Here is a 13,416-nt window from a genome sequence, read left to right as displayed (position 1 = left end):
CCCACCCCTCGACGACACCGACTCTCTCGGCGATCTGATCTGGACCCTCATGCAGTCCTCCGAATCCGTTAAGAAAATCTAACAGTCTCCAAAATTTTTCATTTCTAATGAGAAGAATAAATTGGAAATTGATCTCAAGTTTTCAGTCCCAATCGTGACAGTTTTTTCCGCAAGAGTTTAAAACTAGAAAAATACAGCACCCAGATTAACAATCCCTTTGATTTTAGTCAGTACATCAAAAGCATTGACGGATTGGCATTTTTTGATAAACTCTTGATAGGCTATCACGCTAGGTAAAATGATGCTGGTTTCTTCCCAATCAAATATAAAATCATCGGGAACTCGCCATTCTCGTTCATGTGTCCAATCAATAATGGTTTGATCGTTGCTTAGATCGAAGCTAACAATTCTCCACCATTCACTGGAAGGTAAATATTTTTTAGCTTCTTCTGAGCGATCGTAAATAACAGGCCGTCCTCCTTTTCGATAAACATAAGGCTTAGAAAAAGTTAAACCTACTCCATGATATCTCACTTTACCTGATGGATTTTGTTGGCGATACTCCTGCTCTAAATAGATATTCTGTGCCAGAGAATAGAGGGGTGTTTCTTGAAAACAAACGGCTTTTCGTTCGCCACAGATAAAACCGGATTGAGTTGAGCTACCGATCAACTTTTTCTCCGCGAGAATTTTCATTAATACATCGATCGCCGGAGAAGATTGACCGTTAATAACAGTCGGCCGAGTTAAATGTACGACCTGACTGGTCATGTCAGAACGTGAGACAACTCGTTTTTTCCAATCCTCAATTGTGTAAGGCATAGTTTGATTTAGATTGATAAGATTGTGAAGACAATCAATTTATTCGGGTGTTCCACAACAAGAACAGATAAAATGGGTGCGATCGGCGTCAATATGCTGGGGAATTGCCAAAACATCTCGGCCCAATATTTTCTCAATTTCATCGGTCAAAATATCTCTTCGATAGAGTCCTGTCGCTTGGACTTGAATAAAAGGATAATTTTGATGACAGTGACCACAAGTTCGAGTTCCCCAAGCACTACCGCATTGATCACATTCTGCGTAAAAGGATTGTTTTTCAGATCTAACAATATCACCGATTGAATGACAAACTGGACAAACTTTGAAAGGTAATATTAGCTGTTTTGCCAGATCTGATAAATCTTCTAAACTCTGTAACTGTTGACAATCACCTTTGGCTTGAGGCCCTTTGGCTTTCGCTTCATTAATGAGTCGATTCAAATTAGATTGAAAAAATTCTATTTCTTCAGAGGTCGGTTGTTGCAAGACTCGATATTGATTGAATTGATGATCTTTAACGAGCCAATTGGCATCCGACAGCAAATCCTCGGATAAGTGAGAGGGAATATGCTTTGATAGAATGGGAGGATAAGACTGATAACGTTGATCGTGAAGCCACCATTGAATAACACGCGCAACTCTTTCCAAGCTGAGGATATCTAGAGGGGTAACGGGTAAAATCGAGAGTTCAATTTCTTTTGATGAATGAGAATAACTCAGTCGATTTACTTTTGTTTTTAAATCAATATTTAGCTTTTCTCTTTCTTCCTGAGTGCCAGGGTATAGAATGACAAAATAAGGTGTCTTACTCGTGGATTTTACGTTTTGATTGATAGCTTCACTAAAGCCAGCGAGAATTGCATCAATGGCTTCAGAATTATGAGTTGCAGTCAAAGGTAACATCATCGGAATAATGTGTAAGTCTCTTGTCAACTCAGGCAAATGCAAACAGAAAACCCCTTGTGCTTTCCAGTGTAGTGAAATTTCACCCCATATTCCAGATAGCCAAATCGGATCATTACCCCGTTTGGGAATCTCATTAATAACCGCCTGAAAGCCAAAACCTCGATCATTTTTATTGTCACTTCCGGTTAAAGCACGACAAATTAAAAGCAAGCAAAAAGACTCAAAGCCTTGAAACAATTCTTGATGATCCTGAAAAACTTGTTCGGCATTTTTACTTCTTCCTTGTTTCCACAAACTCCACTGTCTCCACAGTTTGTCAACGTAGCGATAATGTTGATCGTTGACGAGGATATTTGTCCGTTTTAAGGTGGTTCCGACGGAGAAATTTTCGGGAATTGATTTGTAAAGATCCGTTTGCATCAGTCCCCGCAATTTAGTGTGAACTTGAGTCAGCCGTTCTAAAGTATCATTCGCTTCCTTTAGTCCGGTTTCCGCATCTGCTAAGTTCCCAAGCAGCGCAAAAATTCGCTCTCGATTTCGCCAGTGAATTTGATCGATGTTTTGAGTTTCATTAGAAAAATAACTGGCCTGTTCCAATTCATCTCGAAGGATTTTAATATCTTGAATCTGCCGATTCAGATAATCCAGTAAATAGTCAATCAATTGGACTGTAACTTGATTTTCATAGATATTAATTTGGTCTTCTCTTACCAACGCTAAAACCTGCTTGGGAATTACGGAACGAAATCTTAAACGTTCCCAATCTTCTGAATGAGAAGCCAGAAACTCAATCGCATGGGGTGAGATTCGTTTGGCGCGAGATGTGGGTAATCTTTCTGTCTCTATCTTGAGAGAGGTTCTGGGATTATGACAAATTGCTTCTAAATGTCCAAATCTTTTTTTCGTCTCTCTTGCCAAAGGTTGAAGATGAATCTTCTGTTCAATTTCGGAAGCCAATGGAGGTGTATTAACCCATTGCTGCCAAGACGCTTTTTGCCGAATTAGTCTTTGCAACTCCTGTTCAAAAAAACGAATGCTTTGAGCGACCAAATCGGAAGGAAATTGCCAACTTTGAAATCGTCTATTCAGTGACTTTTCGGCAGAACGTAATGACCAATAATCGTTGACATCTCCAAATAAATAGGATCGAAAACTATTCGGTTGTTTGACTCCATTCATGACCACGGATTCTGATTCTGCGATCGCTTGCCAACGACCCAAAATTAAATGCTCGGGAAGTTGGTCAAATGTTCGATCGGTGAGACGGTCTACAAATTTCATTAATTTTCTCCTCCGGGCTCTAAACGGTGAATTTCAGCATCAAGAATAGCGAGGGATTGTTCGGGTTGAGTTTTAGCATCTAAAGCTGACCAATTGTTCAATATATCCTCTTTAAGCTGTCGAATATGATTGGCTAATGTATCGTAGCGATCGCGTACTTTTCGTAAAATCTTGGTTGCCAAAATATGATCGACTGCTTCTCCAGTCGTTCCACCCGCAGCGACAACAACTGGCACAAAATCTTTCATCTGTCGCTCTAACCGATTTCCCCAACCCACTTTAAACTGTTTTTCAAGAGTGTCTGCGAGAACTACATTTAAAAATTCATAAGCGTTTTTTGCTTCCGATGAATGTTGCATTTGTGCTTGTTTAAAAGCTTTCATTAAAGCTGTATAAGAAACGGGATCTCTAAACTCCATTGTCGGGACATCAAAATGATCGGGATGACGCTGTAGTTCCATTACATGAGCGCGATCGTAAGTTTTATCTGCAAATTCTAAAGTTGTTTCATCTTGGTTTGCAGTTCCAATAAACCAGATATTGGATGGAATTTTTAATGTTTTTCCATTTTCAAATAACTGTGGATTGGGTCGATCTGGAACGCTCGTCAAAGCGATCGATGGTGTTTCTTGTTCTAGCTTAGATAGAAAATCTGCAAAATACTGTTCGGGTCTTGAAAGATTCATTTCATCCAGTACAATTACATAGATGCGGTCTTGATAGGCAGGACATTGAGCTTCATAGAGCGCTTGCAGAAATTCCGATTCATAAAATTTCTTTTCAAAAGCATTGAAATAGCCTAAAAGATCTTGGCGATCGCGCCATCCTGCTTGCACTTCAATTAATTTAGACTGACCATCAACTGCCTTGGCGAATGCAACGGCTAAACTGGTTTTTCCGGTGCCACTAATCCCTTGCAGTAAATGCAATCTACTCATTGCCAAGCCACCTAAAAAGACTCGAATATCCCGCTCCGAGTAGTATAGCTTTTTGTCATTTTCGCGGGGAGAGACTGCAATACGATACCGTAGATCTTTGGCAAATTTTTGTAAGTTGAGAATATCTTCAAACAAGGAGCGCCGTGCTTGTAATGTCGTGTCGCTGTCCATCCGGAAACAGTCGGGAAAAGGACTTTTATCTTGAGACTGTTCAAAGGCTTGATTGAAATCTTCTTTCAGATCTCCGATAGCATTTTTGAGGCGGTTATTGCTTGCTTCCAGTGATTCTTTTTCGTCCCGTAAAGTTTCAAGTTCCGTTACAGCGATCCGATTATAGGTATTACTCCTTTTAAGTTCTTGCAATTGAGTTGTTAAGCGCGACCGCTCATTTTCCCAATTTTCTTGTTGAGATTCTAACTCCTTCAGTTTATCTACAATACCGGGATTTGGAGATGCAGCTAGTTGCTGTTCAAGTTTTTCTTTTGTTTGTCGCAAGTCTTGAAGCTCTTCCAGGACTTGTTCGGGAGTTTTTTGACCAAATCTCCGATCCGCTTCGGCTTTTTTGACGAGGCACTCTTGAAACTGATTTCGCAATTTATTCTCAGTTTCTAATCGCTGATTTAATACTTGAAGTTTGACTTCTAAATTTTGAACCTGTACGGCAACTTTTTGCTCAATTTTTTCTTCTAACAAATGTTTTTCATCTTCTAATAGCTCCCGTTCAAGTTGCAAGTCTCTTTGTTGTCTTTTTATTTTTTTTCTTTCTTCTTTTAATTGATTGAAATCGGCTTCAAGTTCTTGCTGCTTGCGAACAGTTTCATGTTCCAGTTCAGATTGTTGTCGCAGATTTTTTTCTTCTAAAGCTTTTCGTTCTTCTGCAATTCTCTGGTGACTGCGATCGTGTTCTTCTCGTAATGCTTGCCTTTGCTTTTCTAGCGGAGCAAATGCAGCCTGACTTTCGGCAATAAAACCCGCTTCAGCATTCAGTTCCCGCTTGTATAAGTCCCGTTCTTTCTGATTCAGTGTGGCAGCTTTTTGAGTGAGTTCAGCTTCTAGTTGTTGAAGCTGCTCTTGTTTTTGATTCAGGTTTTGAGTTTCCTGTGCTAAATTTTCTTTCTGTTGCTCCATTTCTTGAATTTTAGTTTCAAGTTCGGTTTTATGACGTTCTATTTCCTGTTTGGTTGTTTCTAGTTTTTGCATGGCTGTCTCGAAAATTTGAGACTTTTTCCATAACTCTTCTAGAGAAACAGTTTGACCGGAGGTGGAATTATTGATGTGGTTCAGATCTTCATCATTTAATTGCTCTTTTGCTTTTTCAAATTGCTGATTTATTTTCTCCGGATTTGGATTATTTCTCTGATTTTTTTTGGCCACGATTCTGACTCCTGATTTGAACTTTTGACTGACTTGCCAAACAATTGCCAAGCTAAGATTTTGCTACAACGCCAATTTCCAGCATTCCCGAAACAAACTTATAAATTATCTCAACTTGCCGATAAACCTCCTGAGCAGTGAACTTTTGACCGCCAGAGTGACTGCTCTCATCTCGCATTTCAGCCAGTTGATTTAACTGGTGTAATAATTCCGGTGATTGTTGTGCCATAGCATATAAAGGATGTTTAACATTTTGTCGAGTTGCCAAAAGAGCAGCCAGAAGAGAAGGACGTAGTGTAGACCTTCCTCGATCTGCTGCAGATCTAACTTTTCCCATCTTAACATGGGTGAGCGCCGTCGGAAGTGGTGTATTAAAACCGATTTTGTCAGCCAACCGATTATATAAATCTTGATTTCCTTGGCGATCGGCTTCTGACAAAACTATCCAAACATTCCGAGTTGGATAGTTCTCCGCGATCAATAACAAAAGTGTTTCCGCAACTTTTTGTGCTTTAATCAAAACATCACCCAATTTGTCCGAAAATTTGTTATTCTCCGATAACTCTTCAGCTTCTAGATAAGTCCTCTCCATTTCGACTAAACTTTGAAACAGATCGTCCCATCGTCGAATTTCAATAGTTAATTGAGTCTCAACCTTTGAAATTGCTTGTTCGTGAAGAATATCAAGTAAATCAGAATAATTGTAATTTTCATCTTCTTGTTTATGAATATCAATCAAGTCAGAAATCATGTTTTCTATTCCCCGAATTGACTGCTTTTTAAGATGTTTGTCTAGTCGGCGACGCAACCACAAACTATCACCCAAGCCAAACGGATCGCAAATATTCCAATTGATTTGCATCGCAGTATTTTCGGGAAGATAAATAAAAGTTGTCAGCCAAACTGGGGTCGATTCTTCTTCTATAAATGAAATTCGCTGTAACGTGGGAACTTGATCGAAAGTCCAGGACTCTTCATCTTCATCTGTTTGTTGTTGATGGCGACTGCGTAAAGCGAGACTATGCTTTCTGACTGCATCTAAAATCTCTTGAGGACTCGGTTGAGTTTCAATAATATTTTCAACAGGAAAAGGCATAAATGCTCTTTCATTTTTTGGTCTTCCCGCTGTTCCCAGTAAGAGTTTTGGAAACCCTTGTTGGTTGAATTCAACATCGGCATATTCTAGGGTTTCAATAAAACGGGGCCACAGTTCTCCAGTCCAGGGATCTTGAAAAATATATCCGGCAATCATTTCTTGATCTTCGATGCTTTCTCCTGCCAATATTTTGAGTCCTTTTTTAGTTAACTTACCATCTTCAATCAACTCTTTCTCTCCGAGTTGCAGAATAATTAACGCTGCCAAGTCTTTGCCAATATCAAGATATTCTCCAATTTTTATTGCTTCAAATGTACCCACTTTACAGATTCCCAATACGGCTTTTTCGAGAATATTAAGTTTTCTTTTTTGAATTTTTGGAGCAATCACTCGATAAGACAAAGCCGGCCATAGTAGATATTTCCGATGACTCCAGCGAGTGGAGGATTGAGGATTGAAATAGAGAATGGGTGTTTCTTTTTGAAAAGACATAGTGTTTAGGAATTAAAAATTTTACCGCAATCGTTTTGACAGAACTGATAAAAACTGACAAGCTGCGGAATGGCTTGGGGTGCAATATCCGTCCGAACCATATCCAAGTCTCCCACGGCAATTAAAAGGCATTTTTGCCTACTCATTGCCACACAAAGACGATTTTCTAACATCAAAAATCCATACTTTTTATGATATTGGCTTTCACTTTTACATTTTATCAGATTGCTGCGAGTGATCGAGAGAAAAACTACATCAAATTCTTTCCCTTGAAATGAATCGACCGTGCCGACTCGCAAGCGTTCAACAATTTTTCCTTCATGATTTCGTGTTTCTCGCCAAGCCGAACTAACTTGATAAATTCCTTCGTCGGTTTGTTCGGCAAGTTCGACTTTGCAAAGTTCTTTCCAGAGTTCTTTTACCTGAGCAGAATAGAAGGTAATAATGCCAAAAGTTAGATGAGAATTATGTTCGATCATTCGTTTCAATTCCCGTGCAATTCGTTTGGCTTCGGCGGTACGGGATTTGCTTTTTCCCTGCACTTCTGCACCCGCACTAAATGGAACATTAATCCAAGCTGCAACAGTATCTTGATAATCCGGTAAATTGTGAACAAAAGCAGTTTCGGATTGGCCGGCTTCGATGGGTGGTTCACCATGATATTCATAGAAGGTTTTGCTGACAAACTCTCCTAAAATGGGGTGCATTCGATACTGAGTATCCAACGTGACAGTTCGCTTAATACCATCAGTTCTTTCTCGTTCTTTAAGTTGATTAAACAGGCGCTCAAATAGACTTTTTTTCAGTGCATCTTGAGTGGATTGTCTCGACTGACTCAGTTGCCGTTCGACATCTTCCTCTAAAATATGGGGAAGTTGGCGATGATCTCCAACTAAAATAATTCGTCGTTCGGCTTTGGAGAGGGGAATAAATAAGTCTAAAGGGTTAGCCCTGGCTGCTTCATCAATAATCACTGTTTCAAACACACTGTCGTCATTACCCGTGGTTAGTTTCATCGCATTCCCGGCTGATTGTTGACAAGTTGCAGCCAAAACAACGGTATAATTTTGCAGCATTTCTCGAACCCCTCGCGGATCGGTTTTTAGATCTTCTAAATATTCAAATAACACGGTTTCTGTCCCGGCGGTTGACTGGCAAACATAGTTGTAGAAAGAATCTTTAACTTTTGTGAGTAACTCTTCAATCTCAGGATCGGTAACGGATGCGACAACTGGTAATTCTGCAGGAATAAGCAGATCTAGAAGTTGCCGTTTCAAAGGTTCTAATTCTTCTAAAAAAGGTGGTTCTGATTCTTCACACCAGTCGGCTGCTTGTTCTAGCAATTGCTTTTGAGAAGTATCGAGAAGGTTTAGCGGTTCTAAACGGTAAATCACTTTCCTGGCGTTGATCGCACCGTCATCGCAAAAACTAACGGCATCAGTTCGGAGCGATTTAATGGCTTTAATTGCCAATATTTGCTCGTCAGAATGATTTTGAAGTTGGGGTTTTTGTTTCAGTTGATGGCAGAACTCAAAAAGGCGATCGCTCAACTGATTTTCAATTTTACCTTGGGTCACTTCAAAGATATTTTGTAAGAGTTGAGCGGTTTTGTGGCGATCTCCAGGCGTTAATAGATAACTATTAATCCAATTGCGGACTGTTCGTAAATTTTCTGATTCTGGCTGTTCGGGAAGTTGACCCAACTTCGCTTCTAATGCTTCAATTCTTACCCGACGCCAACGATCTACATTATCCAGTCCTTCCTGCTGCATTCTACCGCCAATCCGAACCGCAGGGAGTCCAAAAACGTTGGTTTTTTCTGCCACCGTTTCTACCGCATCATGTTGATAACTCGTTAACAGTAGTTTGTGTTTAATACTGCTGCCTGCATCTTCGGCAATTTCTGCAAGTCTCGCCTGAATTGCAGTGATCACTTTTGTTTTTCCCGTTCCAGGTGGGCCTTGAATTAGGGCAATATCTGGAGTATTAATCGCCACTCGAATCGCTTCTTCTTGACGTCTGGTTGGACGGAAACCGTCGAAAATTTTCAGCACATCTTTTGTCAAAGGTTTATAGTTGCGAATACGCCGAATTGGAACGGATTGATTTTCTAGAATTAGTCCGAGTTGAGGCATCGGACAGGATGCTGTACGGATTTTTTCTTCTGCTTTTGTGCGACGTCTTAAACGAGTTCTATCGCCTTGTAAGGAGACAAAAAGGAAACCGTATGAGGGTGGATTTAAGTCTTCTTCTTCATCTAGGTTGGAAGGACGAATATCTAAAGTCAACCTTTGCCAGTTTATATCCACAACTTGCCCAAAAAAGGTTCGCCCATTTTTGTAGTTGCTTTCTATGCAGGAAAAGTTGGGTTCTGATGAACTTGCCTCCAGGGAAATTTGGGGGGACTCTCTCAGAATTTGAAGTTGTTGGTTTAAGGAAGTCTTACTCTGTAAATGAAATCGGTAGTCGCCATTAGAGAGAATTTCTTTGTGAGTATAACGCATCCAACTGACTTGTTGAGCGTTTTGCAAAATTATCGCTTTTTCGATTTGATTATACTCTTCCCAAATTGCCAAATAACTATTGGAGCTTTCGACCAAAGTATCCAGTTCTGTTTTTGCATCAGAACGCAAACTTCCGGCTATTGAAAAGTCACAGAATGAAAAATTTCCTCGAACTAAAATAATCGGACGCTGTTCGTTATACTCCTGGTTTTGTCTGGCTCGAACGACTCGATCGATAATTAATTTATCATCGGGAGTGCGACGGACATTCACGGCGATATCTTTTCCGCACAAGCGAAATGTAGTTTCTAATCCGCTTTGTGAATATTGACCGGCTTGCATCAAAACTCGCTGCATTCTGTTATCAGCGGGAGAGGGAATCAAAACTTTGTTGGTTAACCATTTCAGGATTTCCGAAACCGGAACAGCTTTGCGAATATACCGATCGCGAATATCATCAATAATTTTTTCGTCGATACCGATCGCTATTTCCTCCTGCAAGTAAAGTGAGTGAGGAAATTCGTGAACTTGAATTTTCAGACGTTCGGGTGAGTTGGTTTTCGGAAAAATAGCGGCTATCCAACAGAGCAAGGGTAGATTTCGTTCCATCACATCAGACAGTAACTTTTTATGTTCTTTGTCTGTTCCTTCAATACTCCAAACTTCATCTCTATTTTTCAAGAGAATTTCTCCAGTGGTTTCAGAACGATAGAGAGAGACTTCATTCTGAATTGATTGACGACCCAAACCCAAAAAAGGACTGCGATCGCTCTGTTCAATTTCTACAAGATAAGTCCGTCCACTTTTGACATCACTAATTTTCATTCTTAATTTCCTCCTAAGCCAGACTAAAATAGGCGAGACGATGGGCAGTATTTAAGGAATAAAAATGCAGCAACCAAGATTTATATTTGTCCGGATTTGCTGGAAATGATCGCCACTCTTGCTTGACTTCAACTTTAATTTGATGCGCTCCCTCTCCTTCTGAAGTCAACCAAAAGCACCGATCACTAAGACTCTTTACCTTAATATTGTTACCATCAAAAATCAGTTCTAACTCGGGAGTATGACCATCCATTCCGATGCGTCCGTCCAAAGTTCGACGGGTTAAAATTAAAGGACGATCTTTTTCTAATGTCATCACTTGCAAAATATTTTTTATTTCATCAAATCTTTTGGGATTTGCTTCGGGATGCCACCGCTGAATTAATACCTGAACAAACCGAGGTCGCGGATGTTCGCACCAAGGACAAATTTTTTGATTCCAATAGTAGGTACTTTGACAATTCGGACAATGAAGGGTGTTATCAGATGCAGAATATAAAGCTTCCACCCACTGTCCTAAACCGGGTCTTTTTTGAGGCTGAAGTAATCCTTCGCCAAAACATCGTTGACATAACTCTTGCAGTTGAGGAGACAGAACTATTTTTCGCGGAAATCCCGTTTGAGTTGAATTCCGCCGATCTTCGGGATGATCGATCCAGGGAAGTTGACCTTCTAGAGCTTCTTGTTCCAGTTCTGGTTCTCCCTCATTGACTAAATCTCCGATCAGCGGATGGACTAAACTTAAAGTCTGAAAAGCAATCACCGCAAAAGCGTAGGCATCTGTTAAAGTATTCACACCCGATTTACCATTTACCAGCTCGGGAGCGCCGTATCTCGGTGTATATACACCGGATGTTGAATGATTGCTTTGGTAGTGTAGGTTGTCCGCATCAATTAACCGGATAATATGATGATTAACGTCGCAAGAAACAAACACATTATTTTCGGAAGGATCGCTGTAAACTAAACCTTTGCCGTGCAGTTGAGATAAAGTTTCCGCACATTGAGCCAGCAGCAGTAAGCGACGTTTTAATCCTCCCCCTTCCAAATACCACTCAACGATGCAGTTGACATTTTGGGGATAATTGGACAACTTGCTGATGGGCATCATATCTGTCAGCAGTTCCATTACATAACCGACCCGAGGGGGTTTTAACATTTCCAGGGGACGGGCAATATTGAGTCCTTTTAAGTCAAGCTGTTGCACCAGTTGCAATTGTCTTCGCAGGCGATCGCGCTCGGTTTGTGAGGTTTTGTTCAGGATTTTAACCGCCCGTCTACCTCCTTCAACGGCATATACAACACCTTGCCCACCTTGACCCAATTTTTGACTGAGTTGGTATACAGTGCCGAGTTGATCGACGACTCGTTTTTGTTGGTTCATTGTTGTTTTTTCTGCTAATTTTTGGGTGGATGCCACAACACGGCTAGGGTTTTATCATCGAGATGTTTGGGCGTCGGCCAGTTTCGCAATTCTCGACTGAGTAATTGCCCCCGGCGTTGGGGCGATAATTGACCAAAATCAGTGATTAAAACGTTAATAAAATCTCCGATGCTATCTGGTTTGAGATCGTCTGCAATGCCATCGGTTGCGAGGAAAACCGCAGAGCCAGCAGAAAAGTCGGGTTTGCCGATCGCAGACCACTCTTGTGTTGATCGGGCAATTCCTAGCCCGGTAGTTTGATTGCCAAAACCCGTTTGCTGACTGTTCAGCAACATTACCTGGCCGTCAGGTTCCCGAAGGGCTGCAATCCCATCTCCGAGTTGAGCAACAATCAGTTCTCCAGACGGTACAACCACCGCAAATAAACAGGTAGCCACGCTGTCTTTTTCTGATTCGGGTAGGATTAACAAATCCCAGTGCAGATGAATCAGTTGTAAAAGTATTTTGAGTGAAGCGCCGGGTGCTTTACTCCAGGGGCGTAACGCTTGTTTAACGGCTCGACAAGCCATTCGAGAGCCTTGGCGGGCATTGGGTTTTGAACCCATGCCATCACTGACAATAATTCCCGTCCCGAAACCGCAGTAAAATTTTTCCCAAGCATCTTCATTTGGGCGATTTTCCTGTTGGTGTAGAGGCCCTCGAACCGATGCTCCAAACTGGATGAGTTGAGTTGATTTTTTCGAGTTCATTAAAAATCCAGATCCTCAAAATTATCTGGTAGAGTCGAAATACTATTGGGATTGACACTCTGAGAACGATTGGTTACGCTCATCGTTACAAACCTGAAAAACTGGCGAATTTGTCCGGATTCATCTGCTCTAAACAAAAGTTGGGAATCCTGACCTGTTAGAAAAGCTTTCAGGATTTCTTCGTCGGCATCTTCCCCAATTCCCATCGCCAAACGTAGGGCTTTGGATGCGCGTTCGGAGTCGAGAAATTGCTGAAGGGGTTGTTTCCAATTGTCACTGAGATAACCTTGGTCGTCTGTGGGATGACCATCACTGACTAAAACCACCGTGGGATGGTAATCTCGGCTGGCGATTTGATTTTTGTCTTCGACCATGATTCGTGCCAAATCAAAAGCCTCCGCCATCGGGGTGCGGCCGGCTGCCTGCATATCCGTCCATTGAATTTGATTGGCCGGAAGTAAGGGCTGATGAATCTTGGTACCGCCTCGGCCGAAGGTAATCACGGCAACATAGATGGCGGCCCGGACATCTTCTTCTGCGGCGAAAGACTCAATCATCTCTGCGATCGCCCGGTTGAGCGTTTGAATCTTGCCGTTCTGACTCATACTGCCACTAACGTCTGCCAGGAGAATCACGGGGAGTTTCCTGGCAGATTGGACAGTAAATTGCTGAAATTTACTGGAAACCATAACTCTTGGGTAGTCCTGTCTCAGTAGTAATGTTAATTTTTAAATGCGATGTTCTCCAATTTTTCAAGAACCAAGAAGTCTTCCTCCTCACATTCCGCTGCTTGACTAGCGATAGCGATCGCAGCGGTGGCGTTCGGTCAACAGCCACAAGACTGAGTGATCGCCTGCCATGTCGAGCTATAGCGACCTCAATCACCTAATTTTATCACTCATGATTGACCAGTGTAAATAACTCCGAGAATTCTCAGTGCAAAAGAGTTGAGGCGATCGCGCTCAATTGCAGATGCCTGGATTCTCCTCTCCCACGGCAGTCGCCGTCCCGGCGGAAATCAACCCGTCGAACACCTCGCCGCCGA

Annotated in this window: 8 protein-coding genes; all 8 read right to left on the bottom strand. The window is 41.5% G+C overall.

From position 1 onward, the window contains the following. Positions 1-183: 183 nt before the first annotated feature. From AC0QHF_RS01075 to AC0QHF_RS01040, 8 genes are read right to left on the bottom strand one after another with little or no spacing between them, the layout of a single operon-like run. Entirely contained in the window at positions 184-822 is a 639-nt protein-coding gene (locus AC0QHF_RS01075) for a hypothetical protein (protein ID WP_324702334.1), read from the bottom strand. A gap of 39 nt (positions 823-861) precedes the next feature. Next, entirely contained in the window at positions 862-3,009 is a 2,148-nt protein-coding gene (locus AC0QHF_RS01070) for a hypothetical protein (protein ID WP_324702333.1), read from the bottom strand. Then, a complete protein-coding gene (locus tag AC0QHF_RS01065; RefSeq protein ID WP_324702332.1) occupies positions 3,009-5,321 on the bottom strand; it encodes a hypothetical protein in 2,313 nt (770 codons plus the stop codon). Before AC0QHF_RS01065 ends, AC0QHF_RS01070 begins: the two co-directional genes overlap by 1 nt. A gap of 52 nt (positions 5,322-5,373) precedes the next feature. Beyond that, positions 5,374-6,909 (bottom strand): hypothetical protein, encoded by a 1,536-nt coding sequence (locus AC0QHF_RS01060; protein ID WP_324702331.1) that lies wholly within the window; start codon positions 6,907-6,909, stop codon positions 5,374-5,376. 5 nt (positions 6,910-6,914) lie between these two features. Further along, positions 6,915-10,238, bottom strand: a complete 3,324-nt coding sequence (locus AC0QHF_RS01055; protein WP_324702330.1) for a DEAD/DEAH box helicase — start codon at positions 10,236-10,238, stop codon at positions 6,915-6,917. Between the two features lie 13 nt (positions 10,239-10,251). Beyond that, entirely contained in the window at positions 10,252-11,658 is a 1,407-nt protein-coding gene (locus tag AC0QHF_RS01050) for a protein kinase domain-containing protein (RefSeq protein ID WP_324702329.1), read from the bottom strand. Beyond that, the gene (locus tag AC0QHF_RS01045) at positions 11,637-12,371 is read right to left on the bottom strand and encodes a PP2C family serine/threonine-protein phosphatase (protein ID WP_324702328.1); all 735 of its coding nucleotides are present in this window, start codon (positions 12,369-12,371) and stop codon (positions 11,637-11,639) included. The genes AC0QHF_RS01050 and AC0QHF_RS01045 overlap by 22 nt, the downstream gene beginning before the upstream one ends. Further along, the gene (locus tag AC0QHF_RS01040) at positions 12,371-13,060 is read right to left on the bottom strand and encodes a vWA domain-containing protein (RefSeq protein ID WP_324702327.1); all 690 of its coding nucleotides are present in this window, start codon (positions 13,058-13,060) and stop codon (positions 12,371-12,373) included. Before AC0QHF_RS01040 ends, AC0QHF_RS01045 begins: the two co-directional genes overlap by 1 nt. Positions 13,061-13,416 lie beyond the last annotated feature (356 nt).

Source organism: Lyngbya sp. CCY1209 (assembly GCF_055795065.1).
This window is presented reverse-complemented; position numbering and strand designations above follow the sequence as displayed.

What these genes read in the sequence shown, in the direction of transcription:
- AC0QHF_RS01075 (WP_324702334.1), bottom strand. Translation starts at nt 822, where the DNA reads ATGCCTTACACAATTGAGGATTGGAAAAAACGAGTTGTCTCACGTTCT.
- AC0QHF_RS01070 (WP_324702333.1), bottom strand. Translation starts at nt 3,009, where the DNA reads ATGAAATTTGTAGACCGTCTCACCGATCGAACATTTGACCAACTTCCC.
- AC0QHF_RS01060 (WP_324702331.1), bottom strand. Translation starts at nt 6,909, where the DNA reads ATGTCTTTTCAAAAAGAAACACCCATTCTCTATTTCAATCCTCAATCC.
- AC0QHF_RS01055 (WP_324702330.1), bottom strand. Translation starts at nt 10,238, where the DNA reads ATGAAAATTAGTGATGTCAAAAGTGGACGGACTTATCTTGTAGAAATT.
- AC0QHF_RS01045 (WP_324702328.1), bottom strand. Translation starts at nt 12,371, where the DNA reads ATGAACTCGAAAAAATCAACTCAACTCATCCAGTTTGGAGCATCGGTT.
- AC0QHF_RS01040 (WP_324702327.1), bottom strand. Translation starts at nt 13,060, where the DNA reads ATGGTTTCCAGTAAATTTCAGCAATTTACTGTCCAATCTGCCAGGAAA.